General features: G+C 59.2%; 17 protein-coding genes and 1 pseudogene. 15 read left to right on the top strand and 3 right to left on the bottom strand.

The genetic code is table 11. From position 1 onward, the window contains the following. Nucleotides 1-7 precede the first annotated feature (7 nt). From ACVI9W_RS24275 to ACVI9W_RS24285, 3 genes are read left to right on the top strand one after another with little or no spacing between them, the layout of a single operon-like run. A complete protein-coding gene (locus tag ACVI9W_RS24275) occupies nt 8-1126 on the top strand; it encodes a hypothetical protein (RefSeq protein WP_461531530.1) in 1119 nt (372 codons plus the stop codon). A 20-nt stretch (nt 1127-1146) separates the two neighbouring features. Continuing rightward, complete coding sequence (locus ACVI9W_RS24280; protein ID WP_461531531.1) at nt 1147-2709, top strand: GumC family protein; 1563 nt, start codon at nt 1147-1149, stop codon at nt 2707-2709. Between the two features lie 11 nt (nt 2710-2720). Continuing rightward, nucleotides 2721-3527 (top strand): CpsD/CapB family tyrosine-protein kinase, encoded by an 807-nt coding sequence (locus ACVI9W_RS24285; protein WP_461531532.1) that lies wholly within the window; start codon nt 2721-2723, stop codon nt 3525-3527. A gap of 153 nt (nt 3528-3680) precedes the next feature. On the opposite strand, the gene galE is transcribed toward ACVI9W_RS24285, so the two are convergent. The 3 genes from galE to ACVI9W_RS24300 all read right to left on the bottom strand — a co-directional run bounded on the left by galE (nt 3681) and on the right by ACVI9W_RS24300 (nt 8841). Further along, complete coding sequence (galE, locus tag ACVI9W_RS24290) at nt 3681-4643, bottom strand: UDP-glucose 4-epimerase GalE (protein ID WP_461531533.1); 963 nt, start codon at nt 4641-4643, stop codon at nt 3681-3683. A 68-nt stretch (nt 4644-4711) separates the two neighbouring features. Next, on the bottom strand, nt 4712-7309 hold the full coding sequence (locus ACVI9W_RS24295) for a glycoside hydrolase 5 family protein (protein ID WP_461531534.1): 2598 nt from the start codon (nt 7307-7309) through the stop codon (nt 4712-4714). Between the two features lie 5 nt (nt 7310-7314). Further along, nucleotides 7315-8841, bottom strand: a complete 1527-nt coding sequence (locus ACVI9W_RS24300) for an O-antigen ligase family protein (protein WP_461531535.1) — start codon at nt 8839-8841, stop codon at nt 7315-7317. 95 nt (nt 8842-8936) lie between these two features. Here ACVI9W_RS24300 and ACVI9W_RS24305 point away from each other — a divergent pair, with 95 nt between their 5' ends. The 12 genes and pseudogenes from ACVI9W_RS24305 to ACVI9W_RS24360 all read left to right on the top strand — a co-directional run bounded on the left by ACVI9W_RS24305 (nt 8937) and on the right by ACVI9W_RS24360 (nt 21438). Next, entirely contained in the window at nt 8937-10313 is a 1377-nt protein-coding gene (locus tag ACVI9W_RS24305) for an oligosaccharide flippase family protein (protein ID WP_461531536.1), read from the top strand. Between the two features lie 52 nt (nt 10314-10365). Next, nucleotides 10366-10560, top strand: coding sequence for a hypothetical protein (locus ACVI9W_RS24310; protein WP_461531537.1), 195 nt, complete (start codon nt 10366-10368; stop codon nt 10558-10560). After that, a complete protein-coding gene (locus ACVI9W_RS24315) occupies nt 10557-12059 on the top strand; it encodes an FAD-dependent oxidoreductase (protein ID WP_461531538.1) in 1503 nt (500 codons plus the stop codon). The genes ACVI9W_RS24310 and ACVI9W_RS24315 overlap by 4 nt, the downstream gene beginning before the upstream one ends. A 32-nt stretch (nt 12060-12091) precedes the next feature. Further along, entirely contained in the window at nt 12092-12709 is a 618-nt protein-coding gene (locus ACVI9W_RS24320; protein ID WP_038616570.1) for an acyltransferase, read from the top strand. After that, nucleotides 12702-13658: a glycosyltransferase family 2 protein gene (locus ACVI9W_RS24325; protein WP_461531539.1), complete on the top strand. Its 957-nt coding sequence runs from the start codon at nt 12702-12704 to the stop codon at nt 13656-13658. The genes ACVI9W_RS24320 and ACVI9W_RS24325 overlap by 8 nt, the downstream gene beginning before the upstream one ends. A gap of 8 nt (nt 13659-13666) precedes the next feature. After that, complete coding sequence (locus tag ACVI9W_RS24330; protein ID WP_038610507.1) at nt 13667-14191, top strand: serine O-acetyltransferase; 525 nt, start codon at nt 13667-13669, stop codon at nt 14189-14191. A gap of 31 nt (nt 14192-14222) precedes the next feature. After that, nucleotides 14223-15200 (top strand): glycosyltransferase family 2 protein, encoded by a 978-nt coding sequence (locus tag ACVI9W_RS24335; protein ID WP_461531540.1) that lies wholly within the window; start codon nt 14223-14225, stop codon nt 15198-15200. Between the two features lie 7 nt (nt 15201-15207). Continuing rightward, a pseudogene (locus ACVI9W_RS24340) lies at nt 15208-16209 on the top strand (DUF535 family protein); the annotation flags it as partial. Between the two features lie 630 nt (nt 16210-16839). Continuing rightward, nucleotides 16840-18219, top strand: a complete 1380-nt coding sequence (locus ACVI9W_RS24345) for a glycosyltransferase family 4 protein (RefSeq protein ID WP_461531866.1) — start codon at nt 16840-16842, stop codon at nt 18217-18219. A gap of 62 nt (nt 18220-18281) precedes the next feature. Continuing rightward, a complete protein-coding gene (locus ACVI9W_RS24350; RefSeq protein ID WP_461531541.1) occupies nt 18282-19484 on the top strand; it encodes a glycosyltransferase in 1203 nt (400 codons plus the stop codon). Continuing rightward, nucleotides 19481-20668, top strand: coding sequence for a glycosyltransferase family 2 protein (locus ACVI9W_RS24355; protein ID WP_461531542.1), 1188 nt, complete (start codon nt 19481-19483; stop codon nt 20666-20668). Before ACVI9W_RS24350 ends, ACVI9W_RS24355 begins: the two co-directional genes overlap by 4 nt. Beyond that, nucleotides 20668-21438 (top strand): WecB/TagA/CpsF family glycosyltransferase, encoded by a 771-nt coding sequence (locus tag ACVI9W_RS24360; RefSeq protein WP_461531543.1) that lies wholly within the window; start codon nt 20668-20670, stop codon nt 21436-21438. Before ACVI9W_RS24355 ends, ACVI9W_RS24360 begins: the two co-directional genes overlap by 1 nt. Nucleotides 21439-21493: the final 55 nt, after the last annotated feature.

Below are 21493 nucleotides of genomic sequence, written 5' to 3' on the forward strand. Positions count from 1 at the left end.
AATTACAGTGCCTCTATTGCGAATAACCGGTGTTGCCACAGCATTCTTGATCCTGCCGTATTCGGGCATGGTCCAAGCCTCCACCTGGCAGTCCTCGGCAGCCTTGCCGACAACTGTCGAATACGACAGCAACCCGTTGCTCTTGACGTCTGGGGAGGAGGGTGTGACGCGTACGATCATCGCCCCCGACTACAGCCTCGTCGGCACCTTCGATCGCGACCAGTTGCGCTTGGGTCTCGGGGTGCGTGTGTTGCGCTCGTCTGACACGGATGTCGTCGATAACCGTGAGGACCCCAATGTGATTCTGGGTTGGCAGCGAGAGACCGAAACGGGCGGTTATGGTCTGTCGGCGCAATACAATGAAAGTTCGACACTGTCTTCTGCTGTTCAGGACACCGGCGTGGTCACCACCACCGATGGCACGCAGAAGCTGTATGTGCTGACAGGGAACTGGAATCGCGCGCTGACTGAGCGCAGCACGTTGTCCAACGAAACCAAGTACTCCAGCGCCAGCTACGACATCGATACGCTCACCGATTATGAAGAGCTTGCGACTGTTCTGACCTGGACCTACGCCTGGAGTGAGCGTACCGATCTGTACACCGGCATTGGTGCCAAGCGCTATGAGCCGGAGGATGAAACCCTGGCGAGCGCCTCGAACAGCTACACCCCGGTAGTCGGGTTGAAGTACCAGTTCTCCGAGCGTCTGCAGGGCGATGTGCACCTGGGCGTCAATGAAGTCTCCGGCGACGGTGGTGGTCGCCGCGGGGAGGGCGGGCTTTCTCTTTACTACACGGGTGAGCGAACCGGTCTGAGTCTCGATGCCGAACGTAGCACTGTCGCCAGCGCCGAGGGTGGTTTCACCGAGGTCGATTCGGTGCGCGGTGGCTGGAGCTACGCGGTCAACGAGACCAGTCGTGTCGGCCTTGATGCGGCCTGGCAAGACAGTAAAGGGCAAACGCCAAACACGTTGCAAACTTACGGCGCCTGGGCGAGTCGAGAACTTTCGCCTTTTTGCGATCTGCGCCTATCGTTGATGTACAAGGAACGCCAGCAAGACGGTTTGCCAGATGCTGTAGGCACGATCATTGGTATGACCCTGACCTATAGATTTCCCGACCTCTGAACTTCGGCAGAGTGGCCCCTATGAAATCTGAATACGAGCTGTCCCTCAACGATTACATAGCCATTATCAAGGACCGGGCCCTGCTGTTGGGGGTAAGTATCGTGGTCATTCTTGCGGTGACCGCGGTGGTCGCGGTTACCGTTCCGCCGATCTATCAGTCGACCGGCACCATTCTGGTGGAGTCGCAGCAGATTTCCCCGGAGCTGGTGTCGGCGAACAACAACAGTTATGCCGATGAACGTATTGAAGTCATTCGCCAGCGGGTAATGACCCGCGAGAACCTGCTACGGATCATCGACAAGTACAACCTGTTTGCCGACAAGGGCGGGCGCTTCAGCGAGTTCGACAAGATCGACCTGATGCGCAATTCCATTGTTGTGGCCACCCTCAGTACCTTCATCAAAGGGCGTGGCGAGGCGACGGTTGCCTTCAACGTGTCGTTTGAGCACAAGCGCCCGGAGGTTGCCAAAGAGGTGGCCAACGAACTGGTCACGCTGTTTCTCAATGAGAACATCAAGCAGCGCACCGAGCGTGCCAGCGAAACCACCGTGTTCCTGACGCAGGAAGCGAACAAGCTGGGCGCCGAGCTGGCCAGCCTGGAAAACCAGCTGGCCGACTTCAAGCAAACCCATGCTAACGCCTTGCCCGAGCATCAAGCGTTGCGCATGGGGATGTTGTCACGTTCGGAACTGGAGTTCAGGGAAGTCGACCGCGACTACAAAACGGCGCAGGAAGAGCTGCGTTATCTTGAGCTTGAGTTGTCTGCTGCCAATGCCGGACTGACCTCCAAGGCAGAAGGTGCCAAATCCACTGCGGATCAGCTTCAGGACTTGCCCAGCCTCAAGGCCGAGTACACCAGACTGCTGACCCGATACACCGACGCGCACCCGGATGTGGTCGCCGTCAAACGCAAGATTCAGGCGCTCGAAGCCTCCGGCGTACGTGGCGCTCCGGCGTCTAGCGAAAGCCTGGACGTTGCCCGGGTCCGTACCCGGATTGGCGCTGCGCAGGAACGTATCGCTTCACTGGCCGAGCAAAAGCGCGAACTGGTGAAGAAGATGGAAGGCTACGAGGCGGAAATTCTTGAAGCGCCGCAAGTCGAGCGCGGCCTGGTCACCTTGATGCGTGATCACGACAACGCCCGCAAGAAGTACGAGGAAATCCGCGCCAAGGAAATGGGGGCGAAGATTACCGAAAGCCTGGAACAGGAGAACAAAGCCGAACGCTTTGTGCTGCTGGAGCCGCCGATGATGCCGGAGAAACCGGAGAAACCGAACCGCAAGAAAATTGCTGCGCTGGGCCTGGTACTGGCGCCAGCCGGTGGTGCAGCGCTGGTGATGCTCCTGGAATTGTTGAATCAGCGCGTGCGCGGTGTAGGGGCCCTGGAGAGCGTGGTGGGCCGGCGCGTACTGGTGGCCATTCCCTATATTCCTACACAGGCAGACCTGGCGCAGCGCAAGAAGTGGCGAATGCTGCTGCTCCTCGCCGGCCTGGTGCTGATGGCTATTCTGTTGGTGTTGGTGCACGTGTTCTACATGCCTTTGGATCTTCTGCTATTTAAAGCTATGGCTAGATTTGAATAGGGAAAGCAGTGATGGACAGGATCACCTCGGTTTTTGGAAAGAATATTCATCAGGTCAACCCGGATGCCTCGCCGGCAGCGGACGCTCCGCCGCCGGCCGGGCAACCGGAAGTACCCGGTCAGTTCGATTATGTGCAAACCAGGGTCGTGCCGTTGCGCGCAGAGCACCTGGAACGCCATCGGATTGTGGCTTACAACAAGAACTCGAACCTGAGTACGTCGTTCGACCTGCTGCGCACGCAGGTGCTGCAGACGATGGAAGAGAATGGCTGGCGCACGCTCGCTATTACCTCGCCAACGCCGGAAGCGGGCAAGACGGTGTTGGCCATCAACCTGGCAATGAGTATTGCCCATCACACCACCAAGACGGCGTTGCTGGTGGATTTTGACTTGCGTCGGCCAAGAGTCGGCGCCAGCCTGGGCCTGTCGATGGAAAAGTCGCTCAATGAGCTGCTGTCCAACAAGGCCGGGTTGGAAGAAGTCATGGTCAACCCGACATTGCCACGCTTTGTGGTGCTGCCGACACGCGAACCCATTCCGCTCTCCACCGAGCTGCTGTCATCCCCCAAGGTCAGCAACCTGATCAGCGAGCTGCGCGAGCGCTACGATTCGCGTATCTGCATTTTCGATTTGCCACCGTTGTTGAGTTCCGACGACGCCATCAACGTACTGCCCAAGTTCGACTGTGTGCTGCTGGTGGTGGCTAACGGTGCGAACAACAAGAAAGAGATCGAAGACTGCATGTACCATCTGGCGACGGCCAATCTGATCGGTACGGTATTGAACAAGGCGGGGCCGCAACCGCGCTCTTACTATTAGGTAGGGGTGGGTAAAAGCTACAACCATTGGGTTCAACTGTCTTTGTGGGAGTCGGCTTTGCCGGCGATAGGATCGCCGCGGAGTCAGGTGTTGCGCGGCGTCTGCATCGCCGGCAAGGCCAGCTCCCACAGTTAACCGAGTAACAGACAGTTACTAGTGCCAGGGATACTGCTGTTCCCAGTGCCAGGCATGGCTCACGATCTGTTCGAGCGATGCAAATTGCGGCTGCCAGCCCAGCACCGCCTTGGCCTTGCTGGCATCCGCCACAAGCCGTGGCGGGTCCCCAGCGCGGCGCGGGGCGTCATGGGTGATGATCTGGCGACCGGTCACGGCACAGGCGGCATCGATCACTTGCTGTACAGAAAACCCCAGGCCATTGCCCAGGTTGAACGCCGTGCTTGCGCCGCCCGCCACTAGATAGTCCACGGCCAGTGAGTGTGCCGAAACCAGGTCGGCAACGTGGACATAGTCACGAATACAGGTGCCGTCGGGTGTGTCGTAATCACGGCCAAAAACAGTGACATCGTTGCGCCGCCCGGAAGCGGCCTGCAAGATCAAAGGCAGCAGGTGGGTTTCTGGTTCATGGCATTCGCCCAACTCTCCCTCAGGGTCTGCTCCGGCGGCATTGAAGTAGCGCAAGCAGACTGATTTCAGCCCGTATGCACGGTCGAAGTCTTCGAGTATCTGTTCCACCATCCACTTGCTGCGTCCATAGGGGTTGATCGCAGCCTTGGGATGATCTTCGCCGATCGGCACATACTGCGGGCTGCCGTAGACGGCGGCGCTCGAGGAAAAAATCAGCTGGTTGATGCCTGCTCGCACCATGGCCTGCAGCAGTGTCAGCGTCGCCGCCACGTTGTTCTGGTAGTACTTGCCAGGGTCAGCGACAGACTCGCCCACTTCTATAAAGGAGGCGAAGTGCAGCACCGCATCAAACTGATATTCGGCGAACAGGGTATCCAGGGCTCGACCGTCAGCGATGTCCAGTTCGACCCATCTGACATTGCGTCGAGTGGGAGAGTTATCGGCGACCACCACGTCATGACCGGCACCTGAAAGGTGCTTGACCATGTGCGAACCGATATAGCCTGCGCCGCCGACAACCAAAAACTTCATCCAAACCTCCTGGCATCTGTTGGTGCGCGAACGGTGCGGTCAGTTTTGACTGTAGAAGGCGAAATGGCCTATTTCAAGAACAGCCAGTTGGACATTTGCTTGCCGTCGAAGGCGATCAGGTAACGGCCATCCTGGTAGGTCGCGGCAAGCTCTTTCATTGGCCCGCGTGCCTGGTAGCCGAACAGTTTCAAGCCAGCAGGCGCTTTGATGCTCAAGCTGCCTTCCAGGGGTTCGACATTAAAAGGCGTCATGTCATCCGCTTTCGGCACCGCCCGGGTACCCAGCGATATCAGCAGCTCCCGCGATTGGCTGAGCGGCTTTGCGTCAAGGCTTTGCACCACGACACTGGCGTAGGCGGTTTTCACCTGGACCTGAATGTCGGCAAGACTGATCGATTTGCCACCCAGCCAGCCGGTGGCGGCTTGGGTCAGTGGCGTGTCGATGGTGTAGAGGCCTTGTTGCCAGTTGCGCTTGAGCTCACCGGTGTCGCTGGTGGACTCGCTGGCGCCGACGTCCAGCAGCGACTGACCCGGGTCATGCAACACCTGCGCTTGTGGGGTGTTGGTGCCTGGCTGTAGCCACGGCAGCTCGGTTGTTTCGGGCATGGCGATTTGCAGTTTGCCTTTTTCGATGGCGGTACGCAGCAGCACCGAGTTGTTCGCGGTGATCGGTTGGTTGAACAGGGTGTCGGGTGTCGGCGCGAAGACATAGCGGGTGGTGGCTTCGTGGACATCGGCGCGACGGTACAGCAAGGCCGCAGCGGGGAGGGTGGCGATCATCGCCGGGTCGTTGTAGGCGTTCCAGTTGCCCGTCCTTATCCACCCGGCGTCGAAGGCTTGCTGGCTGTAGGCATACTGCATCAGCGCATCCCAGCCCTGGTGGCTGGCGGTACCGGCAACATACAGCGGCAGAGAATGGCGGTCGGGGGTGGGGAAGGGTTCGGTGTTCCACTCGGTGACAGTCAGTGGCTTGCCCACGACCTGGCCCGCGGCGAGCCAGTTGATCATGCTGTCGCTGGTCAGCGGGTTCTTCTCCAGCTGGCCTGCGCCGCCGTAGCTGTGGGCGTCGATCACATCGCCTGCAGTGAGAGCTGGCAAGGCACTCAGCCCGTTACCACCCCAGGTGCTGGTGGTGGCGATGGGTACCTTCACCCCGATACTGCGCAGGTGCTCGATCATATCGACGTTGAAGCGCCGCTCCAGATCGTTGAGAAACAGTTTCGACGGGCCATACTCCCAGGCCCGCCAGGTTTGTCCGGCCGGCAGGTTGTGACGATTGGCGAAGGCCCTGGCCTCATCCATGTAGAGTTTGCTGTGCTTGGGTACATCCTTGTCCGGCAACAGGATATTGCCAAAGTGCTGGGTGATGTCGTTTTCGTTGGTGATCAATACCGCCGCTATCGCCGGATCGTCGTTATAGGCAAGGCCAGTGAAAGCGTTTACATGGGTCAGGTAATCCTCGGCAAAGCGCTTCATGGCCTGCTGGAGCGTGATGTTCACATAGGCATAGCCTTTGAGGCCGGCCCTGCCCTGGTCCTGTGGCAACTCCTGGAACGCGTAGATGTTGTCGTTGGCAGTCAGGGCGCGTTCCACATGCATGTCGAGCCATACATAAATGCCTTCGTCTTTGAGGCACTTGATCCACCAGTCGATTTTCTTCAGCGATGCAGCGCTCAGCTGTTGGGTGTCCTCGATGGCGTCAGCCTTGCCAAACATGTTCGGGCTGACCCACGGCGAGTCATGGTGGTGCAGGCGCACGAGATTGAAGCCCAGTGCCGACAGGCGTTTGGCCTGTTGCCTGATCTCTTCGTCGGAAGTGTTGAAGATCGCATACGCGGACACGTTGGTGCCCCAGAAGCGTGCCGGGGTGTTATCGGCAAACAACAGCTGTTCGCCGGCGGCTTTGACGAAGCCGCGCTTGCCGGCCGGTTTTTCTGGCGCATTGAGAAATGACAGATCGACCGGCGAGGTTCGCCAGTCGAGCTGGCCGTCGGGCCATGTGGTGGGGTCTGCCAGGCCGAAACGTTCACTCGGGGTCTGGCCCAGGGCAATGTCACCGGTCAGGTTCAACACCGCTTTGACCTGCTGGCGACCGGCAGGGATGGAGCCCTTGTAGAAGAACGCACGCACTTGTGCGCTGTTGCCTTGCTCGAAATACACCTTCGCCAGCGCCGGCTCGAAGCGCATCTCGAGGCGCCGGCCCTGGCTTTTCCCCCACGACCAGCCGCGATTGTCGGGTAACAGCACAGGATCACCCATTTCCCCGGCAATCAGCTCCGGATCGAACTGGAAAACGATGCCGCCGCCCTCAACGTTCGACTTCTGGCTGTGTGCATTGAGGTCGAAGGTCCAGGTCAATGTCTGTGATGACTGCTGCTGGATATCGGCCTGCAGATCGAAGTCCAGGCTTTTGTTGCTGCCCGACAGCGTATAGCGGTAGGGCGCATTAACCTTGAACTCAGTGGGAAAACCCGTCCAGCCCCAGTCGGCAGCCCAGAAGTCGAATCTGGAAACCATCGCCGGACCACCACCGCGGGTCAGCACCGGAAGGCCATTTTGCTCTTCTACACTGACGGTCCAGTCGCTTGCCCCGCTGGCCAGCGGCAAGATGGCCAGGCAAACGAATGCCGAAGCCCGCAGGAAGGGGCGCAGAGCACGTGAGGTCATTGACATTACCTGGGTTGAAGTCCGGTATGGAGAAGGTTTTCGCTCTGGGTATACCTGAGCCTGCGGACCATCTGCACATAGGCCGCGCCCACACCGGCGACCGACCAGTACACCACGGGAATCACGGTGATGCTGCTGACGGTAAAGATGATCACCATGATCCCGACCAGCGTTGCCAGTAGCGCCCGCCCGAGTTGTCGCTGTTCATCGTCCCTGTCGGGGAACGCGCGCATTGCCTTGCGGATCCCCAGCAATACGCTGAGAAAGAACGTCACGAAGAGCGTCAGCCCGACCAGGCCGGTACGCAGCGCCAGGCTCACGTAGGTATTGACGATGTCGATGATGCCCTGGCCTTGGATCATCGATAGCATTTCAGGGGTGTTGCGATAATCGAACGAGCCGAACAAAGGATTGCGCTGGATGACGATCCACGAGTTGTCGAGCAGACGCTGGCGGTAGGTGATGTTTTCTTTTTCCAGGTTGCCAACGAAGGGCAGCAGGTCGAGGACCTTTTCCCCACCGGGGGCCAGGGTCAGCAAGGGAATCGCCAGCACACCTGCGAGGGCAAGCAGGGTAAGGCGTCTGACTGCGCCCCTGCCGGTGGCGATGAACGCCGCAACGATGATCACAGCACCGATCCACGGGCCGCGCGACAGCGGCGCTATCAGCCCGGCAAACAGCAGCAGGGCGCCGAGATAACGCTGCCAGCGACTGCGTACGTAGCCCTGGACGAAGAGGAAAAAGCCGATCGCCACGCTGATGACGTAACCCAAGGCAATGGCCTGGCCGGTTGTGGCGCTGGCGCGCAATGAGTTGCCACGGCTCAGGTAGTTGGACATGCCCCATTGCACGCCCATGGCGTCGGTCAGAGCGTTGTACAGCAACCAGTGGCGGGTGAACTCGGCGACGCCAATGATCGCCAGGACGAACGCGGCGAGCACGAAGGCCAGCAGGGCGTCCTTGAAATCACTCAGATCCCTCAGTGCCCGGCTGGCGACGTAATACGGCAGGAACACGTCGACGTAGAGATAGAGCGTCTGGCGCAAGGTGTCGGTGAGGGTGGTTTCGCGCAGGTACAGCAGGTTCATCAGCACCAGGCCGGCAGCCAACAGCTTGTCGGACCAGGTGCGGCCGAAGGCCAGGGTGTCAGCCTGTTTGCTCAAGTACAGGGCCGCGGGGAGCAACACAGACAGTGTCAGTATGCGAATGTGGTTGAGTTCGAACAGATAGTTGATTGGCCCGAAGCCGGGAATCTGTACTGACGCCGGCGGAATAGCGAAAAGCAGCAGGAAGAACAGCGCCATGGGGTTGTGTTCGCGTCGTCCTGCGAGCGTCAGCATGATCGTCATGGCGCCGGCGTACAGCCAGAAGCTGTGGGAGAAAAAGGCCAGCAGGGTTACAGCGAACCACAGGTTACGTCGCCGCTTGAAGTCGCGGTACGGAATCAGGTCTGTGGCTGGCCGGCGCGCAAGGATGAACACGATGCCAGCCAGAAACAGAATGACGATAAGCGCACGAAAATGTTCAGGCATTGGCGATGGGCACCTGTCCCTTGGTGGATGACGGCTAGCATCATGGCTAATTGAAACTATAGTGACTTCTAGCCATTCAGTCAGAGATTGATGTCATGCCGTCGATTGATGTGTCAGCACCGGTGAGCCTCAAAAGGCGTGCAATCTGGGCCGGAGCCTGGAACGTGTTGTCGCTGGTGCTATCGCAAGTCCTTCGCTTGGGCGGCAACCTGATCATTGCCCGCTTGCTGGTACCGGAAATGTTCGGGGTGATGGTCATTGCCACCACGGTGTCCGTACTCCTGCACCTGCTATCGGATGTCGGTTTACGCCAGAACATTATCCAGAGTCGACGTGGCGACGATCCGCTGTTCCTCAATACCGCCTGGACGGTGCAGATCATCCGCGGCTTTGTGCTGTTTTCCCTGACCCTGCTGCTGGCCCTCGGTTCCTGGCTTGCCCAGCTCGCTAACCTGTGGCCTGCGGGCTCCACTTATGCCGCACCGGAACTGCCGTTGGTGCTGGCGATCACCGGCATATCGGCAATCATTTTCGGCTTCCAGTCGACAAAGATAGATGTCGCTGTGCGAACTTTCCAACAGAAGCGCGTGGTGCTGATCGATCTGACGTCGCAGGTCGTCGGATTGGTGGTGATGTTGCTGATCGGCTATTTCACCCGCTCGATCTGGTCGCTGGTGATCGCGAGCGTGTTGGCGTCCCTGGCCAGCACTGTCCTTGGCCATGTGGCGCTGCAGGGACCGCGTAACCACCTGCAGTGGGATCGTTCGGCACTGACCGAGCTGGTCAATTTTGGTCGCTGGATCCTGGTGTCGTCGGTCGTGGGCGTGTTGGCCATGTACGGCGACCGCATCTGGTTCGGTGCCAGCATGACCGCAGCGCAGTTGGGCGTGTACTCGATTGCCGTGCTGATTCTCGGTTCGATCCAGACCGGCCTGATGAAGCTGTTCGGCGCCGTGGCCCTGCCGGCCTTCAGCGAAGCCGCCAGAGAGGGCGACAGTGAACGCCTGAAGGCGCTGTACATGCGCTTCAAGTTGCTGGTTGACCTGGTCTCGCTGTTTGCCTGCGGTGCGCTGCTGACCGCAAGCCCGATGCTCATTGGCTGGATGTACGATGAGCGGTATGCCGATGCGGGCACTATCCTTGCGATATTGTCGCTGTCATTCCTGGTTTTGCGTTATACCTTGGCGCACCAGGTCTGGCTTGCCATGGGACTGACGAAATACCAGGCGATCGACAACATTATTCGCCTCGTCTCGTTATGGGGGCTGCTACCGTTATTGTTAGCCATTGGTGGCGTGAACTATGCGATTTGGGGGGTGGCCCTGCATACGTTCCCGACCCTTGTACTGATTGTGTACGTCAACCGCAAGCTAGGCATTTTCGACCTCAAGCGCGAGCTTGCGGTGCTCCCGGTCGTGGCCGTCGGGGCGTTGTGCGGTGCGCTGGCAACGAGCTTTTTCAACTGGCTTTGACGCGTGTCCGGTTATTCCTCTAAAAACGACAAATGGCATAGGTCTTGGGATCATGGGGAAGCTGCAGTTTTGTACTCCACTATTAGGTCGCAGGGGCTTTCTGGGTAGTTTTGTGGTGCTGGGCGTTGGCGGGGCGCTGTTCGGCTTCTCTGCAGTCGCTGCACGCAAACCTGCCGAGAAGACCGGGTTTGTCGTGATCAATGGTTGGGTGTTGCCTTCTGAGTACTTCCGGAAAGAGCCGACATGATCAAGGACTACCAGGCGCAAAAAGAACTGCGCAGCGGCTACGACTTTTGCATCGTCGGCGCCGGTCCGGCCGGCATCACCCTGGCCCTGCAACTGGCCCGGGCCGGGTGGAGCGTGGTTCTGATCGAGGGCGGAGGGCACGAGTACTCACCGCGGTCACAAGCATTCTACGCCTGCACATCGACAGGCCTTGAGATGTACGCCGAGGAAACGCGCTTGCGCTATCTGGGCGGCACGTCCAATCACTGGGCAGGGCGCTGCCGTCCGTTCGAGCCTTCCGACTTCGCCGTCTCGCCACCTGGCAACCTGCCCGGTTGGCCCATTCCGTACGCGGAAATCGAGCGCTATCTGCCGGCGGCGATGGATATCGTCGACCTTCCGCAAGGGGCAAGCTTTCAGGCGCGCAACACCGGTTTGCAGGGCGGCGAGTTCGATGCTGACCGTTTCCTGCTCAGCCCGCCGACGCGTTTTGCGCAAAAGTATGCAGCGGCACTCAACGAGACGCCGGGGCTTGATGTCTTTATCAATTGCAACTGTGTCGATCTTGAGTTCGATCAGGCTTCAGGGCGCCTGGTGGCTGCGCTGGTGTCGGATTACGACCTGCACCGTGAGCGACTGGTGGCAGGTCATTTCATCCTGGCCACGGGCGCCATCGAGAATGCCCGGCAATTACTCAACAGTGAGTCGCTGCTGGCAGCCGGTATCGTCAATCGCAACGGTCTGGTGGGCGGCTGTTTCATGGAACACCTGAATATCGATATGGGCACCTTCATATTGAAAGAAGGGCAGGGTACCGAGCCGCGCGAGTATTACACCACCGATGCCTTTGTCGCGGAGTACCGTTCGGGTAAAGGTAATGTCGCCACTTCGGTGCTGTCGGATGTGCGCACTTACGGCCGAACCGCCGAGGTCAAACACTTTCTTGAAAACCTCGCCTGTGAAATGGGCGTCGCCAGCAAAATTGAATTCATTGCCAAGTTCAGTTGCCCGGGGGACGGCGTTATCAGCACGATGCTCGAGCAATTTCCCAACGTGCAAAGTCGTATCTCGCTGCTGGACGAAAAAGACCCGCTGGGTGTCGCCAAGGTCAATGTCAATTGGGCCTTGAGCCCCGACGACAGGCACACCATCAAGTGCATCGGCGGTGAAATCGCCAAGCAGTTTGCCGAAGCGGGGCTGGGTTTCGTCAAGCTCAACGATTACGTCTATGACACCGCCGTGCCACTGAAAATAGCACCGCATGCCCACCATATGGGGACCACGCGGATGGCGGCCTCGGCGGAGTCCGGTGTGGTCGATGCCAACTGCAAGGTGTTCGGCACTGAAAACCTTTACGTTGCCGGCAGCAGCATTTTTGCCAAGGGCGGCGCCTCCAACCCGACGATGCCACTGCTGCAGTTTGCCTTGCGGTTGGCGGATCACCTGAATGACAAGATGAAAGTGACGAGTGCAATCCGGTCAGCACCAACAAGAACGAGACCGGATTCGACTCAGGGATAGTCCAAAGTAGCTTCACGTGCGAGGGTCGCAGAATGTTTGGATGGATAAGGAGCGCAATAACCTATTACGTCAACTCAACCGGGCGTGGCAGTCCACTTTACAGGAAGTTGTGCAACCCGAATGCGTGCGAGTGGGGCGTGTATTTAAGCCGATGGGGAAAGTTTCATTCTGTCGGCCAGCATGTACATATCAGTAGCGGCTGCAACATAACCGACCCTACGCTCGTGCGTATCGGCAGTTATGTGGGGTTGTCGGATTGTTCACTGTTCGGGCACGACGCGGTGGTGGCCTTGATTGAGGCACGCTACGGCAAGCACCTCGACTCGGTCGGTTACATCGATATCCGCGACAATTGTTATATCGGGCATGGTGCGATTGTCATGCCGCGCGTGACCATCGGGCCTGATTCGATTGTCGCCGCTGGCGCTGTAGTCACTAAAGATGTGCCGCCTGGCACCGTGGTCGGGGGCAATCCGGCAAAGGTCATTTGTACAACCGAAGAGCTGGTCAACAGGATTGAAGCACGTTGCACTGCTTATCCGTGGATGGACCTGATCAAACAGCGCAATGGCGCCTATGACCCTGAGCTGGAACCGACACTGGCGGCGGCAAGGCGCCAGTATTTTTTCGGGGACGGAAACAATGGTTAGCAAGCCCGTCGACGTGCTGGTGGTCAACTTCAATACCGCAGCCTTGTTGCAGCCGATGTTTGACGCGCTGCGCCAGGCCGATAGCGAACAGCTTGCCAGCTATCTGGTGGTGGACAACGCCTCGGTCGACAACTCGCTGGAGTGCCTGGCCAAGGTATGCCCTGAGGCGAAGTTACTGAGCAATGCAAAAAACGTCGGCTTTGGTCGTGCCAACAATCAATTGCTTGAACACCTGCAAGGCAAGTACGCGCTGTTGCTCAATACCGATTCCTTTGTGGCCGCCGACAGCCTGGGCAAAACCATCGAATATATGGACGCCCACCCTGATTGCGGTGTCCTGGGCGTTCGCCTGGTAGGGCGCGAGGGCGATCTGCAACCCAGCTGCCGCTACTTTCCAACGCCGTTGAACGTGTTTGTTGCCCGCACCGGGCTCAGGCGCTTTTTCCCTTGGCTGAAAATGGTCGACGAGATGACCTGGGATCATGATGCGGTCCGGGAGTGCGACTGGCTGCCAGGCTGCTTCTACCTGGTGCGTCGGGAAGTGCTTGATCAGGTTGGCCTGTTTGACCCGCGTTACTTCCTCTATTACGAGGAGGTAGACCACTGTAAACGCGTGAAAGAAGCCGGCTGGAAAGTGGTGTTCTACCCGCATACCACGGTCGTGCACATTGGTGGCGAAAGCTCCAAGTCGGTTGCCGAACTGGAGGCGGCCAGCCGCCAGATATCGAACTACCAGATCGAAAGCGAACTCTTGTATTTCCGCAAACATCATGGCGTGCCAGGGCTGGCCTTGCATATGTTGCTGGTGTGCCTGGGGGATCTGTTGCTGGCACTCAAGGCGCTATTGAAAGGGCGAGGCCGGGCGGCCATCAGGGCATGTTGGCAGCATACCCGTGCCACCTGGTCGCTGTTGTTCGATACCCGCTTCGCTAGCCAACCGACAAGGTAGGTGAATTCATGTTCGAAAACATACGTGCGGACTTGCGTGCATACCGTGGCGATTGGGGCGCTCAGGGCTTCTGGGTCATGCTGGTGTATCGCTTTGGACGCTGGCGCTACGGCGTGCGTCCGGCGTTGCTGCGCAAGCTGTTCTCCTTCGTCTACAAAGTGCTGTTCAAACTGGTGCAAATCGTCACGGGAGTGGAATTGCCCTGTGAGGTGGTGGTCGGCCGCAACTTCGTTATCGACCATTTTGGCGGCATCGTTATCAGCGGCTATGCGCAATTCGGTGATGACTGTCGTATTCGCAACGGCGTAGTGGTCGGCCTGAAGAATGTCGATGAACCCACCGCACCGGTAATCGGCAACAACGTGGATATCGGCGCTGGCGCCAAGGTGCTGGGCAATATTCGCATTGGCAACAATGTGATTATCGGCTCCAACGCGGTGGTATTGATCGATGTGCCGGACAATTCACTGGCCGTTGGCGTGCCAGCGACTATAAAGGTGAGAAAGCCCACTGAAGTAATGGAATACACCTGAGTCAGCCAGTTGATCGTCGCGAGTGAGGCCCATGGTGAAAGGCATTGGCGTTGTGGTTATCGGTCGTAACGAAGGCCAGCGGCTTGAACGCTGCCTGGCTTCGCTGGAGGGTAGCGCGGATAAGGTCGTTTACGTCGACTCAGGTTCGGTGGATGGTTCGGTGCAGATGGCACGCCAGCGCGGCGTCGAGGTGCTGGCGCTGGATATGACGCGCCCGTTCACCGCAGCACGTGCGCGCAACGAAGGCTTTGCCCGTTTGCAACGTCTGTTGCCGACGATGCGCCATGTGCAGTTTGTCGATGGTGATTGCGAGGTGGCCGCTGGCTGGTTGCCCAAGGCACAAGCATTTCTTTATGCGCATCCCGCGGTCGCGGTGGTGTGTGGTCGTCGCCGCGAGCGTTTTCCGCAACGTTCGGTATACAACCTGCTGTGTGATCTGGAGTGGGACACGCCGATTGGAGAGGCCAAGGCCTGTGGCGGTGATGCGCTGATGCGCGCGGATGCCTTTGCCGCCGTGTCCGGGTATCGCGCCAGTCTTATTGCCGGAGAAGAGCCTGAATTGTGTGTGCGGCTGCGCGCAGCGGGCTGGAAGATCTGGCGTTTGCCCGAGGAGATGACCCTGCACGACGCCGCCATGACCCGCTTTGGCCAGTGGTGGCAGCGCAGTTTGCGTGGCGGCTATGCCTTTGCCGAAGGTGCCTTTTTGCATGGGGCTGCGCCAGAGCGACATTGGCAGCGAGAGTCACGCCGTATCTGGATCTGGGGGTTGGCGATCCCGTTGGCGATCATTGCGGCCAGTGCATGGCTCGGAGGGTGGGGGCTGTTGCTGCTGTTGATCTACCCGCTGCAGGCCGTGCGTCTGGCACGCCGGGGTGTCAGGTCGGCGCGCGAAAACTGGCTGCAGGCCGTGTTCCTGGTGCTTGGCAAGTTTCCCGAGATGCTCGGGCAGGTGAAGTTCCTATTGAACAGATTCGGTGCCGGCAAAGCGGTATTGATCGAATACAAGTGAGAAATCCATGATTTATCGATCGATATTGAAAAGTGTGCTCACGTTGCAGCCCGGATATTCATTACGGGCGTTGAACAACAAGTTCAAGTTGATGCTGTTGATGACCCGGCAGTGGTCAGACCTGCGCGCGTTTATGACACGCATGTCGAATGCACTCGGCAATGACGGCTTTGAGAAGCTGGGGGAGGATTGCATTGGCGTGGTGCAGTGGCCCTACATCAGCAAGTGCTGGAATGCCCCGGCACGACTTGCTGCGGTGGCTTCGCACTATGAAGCGATCAGCGATCAGTTTCCGGCGCTGTTGCTGCTGGGGCGTGACGAGCGCCTGACCCTGTGCGACCTGTCGAGCTACTCCAGCGCCTGTGCCCTGGTCCTGGATCGGCCGATCTGGTTCAAGCGCGAAGGGGAGTTGGTGCTGAACGTGTTCCAAGGTGATTTGCGCGTGGCATCAATCGCCTTCACCTTGTCTCGTACCACGGATGGACTGTGTCTGTTCATTGGCGCGGTGCAGGGCATTCACAAAGGCATAGACAGTGAAAGGTCCTTGAGTATCTACCGGGACCTGACCAAGGACTTTGAAGGGCTGCGGCCCAGAAGTTTTTTGATCGAAGCCATCAAGTGCGTTGCCAGAACGGTGGGCGCTACCAGGATTTACGCGGTCGGCGATGCCTACCGACATCATCGTCATCCTTATTTTGGTGCGGAAAAAGCCCAGGATCTGGCGGCTAACTACGATGTCATCTGGCTGGAAAATGGCGCAACGCCCTCGGCTCGCGAGGACTTCTTCAACATTCCCCTGGCCCAGTCAATGCGTGCAGCGGATGACATCGCCGCGAAAAAACGCGCGATGTACCGCAGACGCCAGGCGTTACTGGATGATGTCTTTACTCATATCGAAACTGCACTTGCAGGCACTGATGTGCAAAGGCAGCTGCAGCTGCACCGGCAGCGTTTGGGCGCCGCACTGGCAGTACAGGAAGTCCACAGCGCACCGACCGTCTCGCCCTTGACGGCAAGGGCTGCCGCGTTGCTCCGACACCTTGTAACCGAACCACGGATAGACCAGCGCTTTCGGGCGTACGTGCAGAAAGCCGGGTTGTATCCAACCCTCAGGAAAGTCTGGCGGGAGTTGTTGAAGCAGGGGCCGGGCCTGCTGTGGAAAGCACCTGATGCCAAGAAAAGCCTGCCCCTGGGTAACCCTGGCGTACCGGCCAGCGATCTGTTCGCCAACGAAGTGGTGTTGATCGGCGAGGCTGACCTGTCGCAACGCCCCAAACCCCGGGTGGCGCAGATCCAGCAAGCGCTTGAAGGCCTCGGTTACCGATGCCGCGTTGTGGATTGGCGTGACCACGGCGCTTGTCTGAATGCACTGCAGATGTGTTCAGCGGTGATCTTCTTTCGGGTGCCTGCCTTCGCCGATGTGCTGCAGCTGATCGAGGAGGCCAGGCGGCTCAAGGTCACGTCCTACTGGGACGCCGATGACTTGATTTTCGATCCGCAGGCGTATCGCCAGGGCAATGATCTGACTGCCTTGAGTGCCGACACCATCGCAAACCTGCTGACGGCCGTGGCGCTGTATCAGCAGGCGTTGCTGTCGTGTGACCGGGCCATCGCTGCGACGGCCAGCTTGGCCCTGGCAATGACCGAGGCTGGCGCCAGGCATGTGACGCTGGTTGAGCAGACCCCGGACGCTGAATCCGACAGCAGGAGTTGGCAGCCGCTGAGCCGGATCTTTCCTGCGCAGGCGAAGACTCGCGCCAGGCGCGTGCTGTCGGCAAACATATTCTTCGCCCCGAGAAGTTATGGCGGCGCCACGATTATTGCGGAGCAGATGACGCGGCTGATGGCGCAGGCATCGCAACTGCAGCCATTCGTTTTCACCTCGTTGCCAGTCGCCAACGCGGCGCCCTACGGCCTGTTCAGGTATGAGGTCAACAAGGTTGCGGTCATCGGCATGGGGCTACCCGATGAGCGCTCCGAATATTTTGAGAACCCCGCGACAATCGCGATCTTCGAGGCCATGCTCGACAGCGTTGCGCCAGACCTTGTGCACTTGCATTCGGTGCAAGGCCTCGGCGCGCAGCTGGCGCAAAGTTGCCGCAAGGCGGGCATTCCTTTTGTGGTGACGTTACATGACACCTGGTGGATCTGTGGGCGTCAGTTCATGATCAATAACCATGGGCAATACTGCGGGCAAACCAGGATTTCCACTGAAGTCTGCGCAAAGTGCGTAGAAGATCCGATCCTCAACGATTACCGCCAGCAGTGGCTGGCCAACATGCTGAAAAAGGCCGACCTGCTACTTGCGCCGAGCAAGTTTGCCAGGGACCTGTATATCGCCAACGGCTTCGATGCCACGAAGATCCGGGTCAACAACAATGGCATCCTGGCGCCAGCGGCCAACTACCGTAAGCAACCGGGCAAGACCCTCAGGTTTGGCTATGTCGGCGGCAATGTCTCGATCAAGGGTGTGACCTTGCTGGCTCGCGCCTTTGCCTCGCTCAACCGCTCGGACTATGAGCTCAAGGTGGTGGACAGCCAGCTGCACCTTGGCTTGCGTTCATTCAAGCCGGACAGCATCAAGATTCCCGGCACCGTCACCTTCATACCTGGCTATGCCCAGGCCAACATGGACGCGTTCTATTCCGGTATCGATGTCCTGCTGTTTCCGACGCAGTTGAAAGAAACCTTCGGCTTGTCGGTGCGCGAAGCGCTTGCCCGCGACGTCTGGGTGATCAGCACCCAGGGCGGCGGAACGGTTGAAGATATCGTCGATGGCGTCAATGGCACCATCATCCCGCTGAGCACAGATGAAAAGTACTTGCGCCAGGCGCTGTCCGATGTGCTCGAAAACCAGCAGCGCTTCCTTGAACACCGCAACCCCTTCAAAGCCAGTATCAAGTTGTGCAGCGACCAGGCCCTGGAGCTCCAGGGGATCTATGAAGACGTACTCAAGCAGGCCTCGCTGTCGCAGGCTTCGGCAGCTGGCCAGCCATCGGTGATCGCCAGCCTGAGATAGAAGGCTGGTGCCTGGCGGGGCAGGTCTGATCATTCATAACGCGGGTAAACAGTCGGGCTCCTATGCGCATTGCTTATTTCATCAATCAGTACCCCAAGGTCAGCCATAGCTTCATTCGCCGCGAAATTCTGGCGCTGGAACGCCAGGGCATCGAGATTCAACGCATTGCCTTGCGTGGCTGGGACGCTGAGTTGCAGGACGCCGAGGACCTGTCTGAGCGGGATAAAACCCGCTATGTGCTGCAAGACGGCGTCAAGGGCCTGCTCGTGCCGTTGCTGCAAGTGCTGCGTGCTCGCCCGCGACATTTTTGTTCGGCCTTGTGGCTGGCCCTGCGTATGGGCCTGCGTGCCGATCGCCCGTGGCCTTATCATCTGGTCTATCTGGCCGAGGCGTGCCGTGTGGTGCAGTGGTTGCAGGCGTATGGCGCTGAGCATGTGCATGCACATTTCGGCACCAATTCAACCGAGGTGGTGATGCTGGCCAACGCACTCGGTGGACCCGCTTACAGCTTTACCGTGCATGGCCCGGAAGAGTTCGACAAACCGCAATTTCTGTATCTGGGCGAGAAAGTCCGGCGCGCGGCGTTTGTCGCGGCGGTCAGCTCCTACGGGCGCAGCCAGCTGTTTCGCTGGGTGGCGCATGAGCACTGGGCCAAGGTCAAGGTGGTGCATTGCGGCCTGGAACGCATGTTTCATGAGGTGCCCGCAGTCATGGCCCCCAATGTGCCGCGCCTGGTTTGCGTAGGGCGTTTGTGTGAACAAAAGGGCCAGCTGTTGCTCCTTGAAGCTGCGCGTCTGTTGGCCGCCCAGTCGGTGGTGTTCGAGATCGTGCTGGCCGGTGACGGGGAAATGCGTGCCGATATCGAAGCGCTGATCATTCGACATGAATTGCAGGCACAGGTACGCATCACTGGCTGGATCAGCAGTGCGCAGGTACGCGATGAGATCCTTGGCGCCCGCGCCCTGGTTCTGCCGAGTTTCGCCGAGGGCCTGCCAGTGGTGATCATGGAGGCCATGGCCTTGCGCCGGCCGGTGCTGACGACCTATGTGGCGGGTATTCCCGAGCTGGTTCGCCAGGGTGAGAACGGTTGGCTGTTTCCTGCCGGGGCTGTGGAGGAGTTGGCCGCAGCCATGGCCGATTGCCTTGCGCAACCTGTCGACACCTTGCAGCGCATGGGGGAGGCGGCCTATCAGCGCGTGCTGCAACGCCACGATATCGACACTGAAGCGGCCAGGCTGGCCGGCTACTTTAAGGCATCCGCATGATTACTTTACTGGCTTGGCTGCTGGGAGCAGTGGCGCTACTCGCTCTGCTGCCGGTGTTGGTGCTGTTCGCCCAGGTGCTGCTGGCCTGCTTGCCTGCGCGACCTGGGTTGCAGCTGAACGGCGCGCGGCCGCGCGTGGCGGTGTTGGTACCCGCGCACAACGAATCCTCGGGCATCGTGTCGACGCTCAACAGCATTCTCCCGCAGCTGCTGGAAGGTGACCGGCTGTTGGTGGTCGCCGACAACTGTAACGACGACACTGCCGCGCTGGCCCGCTCGGCTGGCGCAGAGGTGGTGGAGCGCCGGGATGAGCAACGACGTGGCAAGGGCTACGCGCTGGATTGTGGTGTGCGTCATCTGGCCGGGGCGGCGCCTGAGGTGGTGATTATCATCGACGCCGATTGTCAGGTAAGTGAGCGCGGCATTGATCATCTGGCGCGTAGCTGCGCCAGTGCCGGGCGGCCAGTGCAGGCCCTCGATCTGATGTGTGCACCTGCAGGCGCGGGGCTGAAAGTCCAGGTCGCCGAGTTCGCCTGGCGGGTCAAGAACCTGGTACGGCCAAGCGGGTGGGCGCGAGTGGGTTTGCCTTGCCAATTGATGGGAACGGGAATGGCGATCGACTGGCGAGACCTGGCACTGGTCGATCTGGCCAGCGGTCACCTGGTCGAAGACTTGAAAATGGGCCTGGATTTCTGCCGCAACGGCAAGCCGCCGTTGTTTTGTCCGGATGCGCAGGTCACCAGCTTCTTCCCACGTAGCGCTGAAGGGCTGACTAGCCAGCGCGCACGCTGGGAGCGTGGTCATCTGGGGGTGCTGCTGGGCGATGCGCCGAAGTTGCTGGGAGCATCGATCACCCGGCGCAATTGGAACCTGCTGGCGATGACGGTGGATCTGATGGTCCCGCCGCTGGCCTTGCTGACCTTGACCTTGCTGGCTGTGTTCAGTGCCTCATGGTTGGCATTTCTGCTGTTCGCTGTATGGGTGCCGGCGTTGATCAGCACGGGCGCGATGGTCCTGTTGGTTGCCGCTGTGCTGTTGGCGTGGAAGCGGTTCTGCCGTGAGCTGATCGGGTTTTCCGTGCTGCTGTATGCACCGTTCTATGCGGTGAAAAAGATACCGCTGTATCTGGGCTTTCTGATCAAGCGCCAGGTCGAATGGGTGCGTTCGAAACGGGATGACAGCTAATGGATGAAGGCGCTGCGCAGAAAAGCTGGAAAACGATTATCGGCAAATTGCGGGTGGTCGATAGCGCAGGTGACAAACAGGGATTGCTACAAGCGTTGTCCGCACCCGAAGCACCGACCGTGCTGGGGTTCGTCAATGCCCATGCCATGAACCTGGTGGCCGGCGATGCGGAATACTTCAAGGCCCTGTCGGCGGCTGATGTGCTGTTACGCGATGGTATCGGTATGGCGCTTCTGTACCGTCGCCTGGGCCTGGATCCCGGGTTGAACATGAATGGCACGGACTTCATTCCGCAACTGCTGGCGACATTCAAGGGCCGCCGTGTAGCGTTCTGGGGGACAGAAGAGCCGTTTCTGAGCCAGGCGGCGCAGCGTAGCGAAGCCCTGTCCGGTGTGCAGGTGGTATCGGTTCATCATGGCTTTGCCGAGGTGCAGACCTACATCGACCTGGCACGGCAAACCCAGCCTGAGCTGATTGTGCTGGGTATGGGCATGCCCAGGCAGGAAGCCGTTGCCGCACAACTCAAAGCCGTTGGCGTGCCCTGCCTGATCATCTGCGGCGGGGCGATCCTGGATTTTCTCGGCGGCAAGGTAACGCGGGCGCCACAGTGGCTGCGCAGGCTAGGGTGCGAGTGGGTCTACAGGTTGCTCAGAGAACCAAAGCGGCTATTTCTGCGCTATGTGGTGGGCAATCCATTGTTTCTGTTACGGATGCTTTTCTGCACCAGGGTTGCGGTAGGGAATTCACAGAACACGCCCCGGCCTTCCTAGGAAATACCCTGACCAGCGGATCGTCCGATTCAGCCAAAATCAACGGCAGGGATGA

The organism is Pseudomonas sp. 210_17 TE3656 (assembly GCF_054821965.1).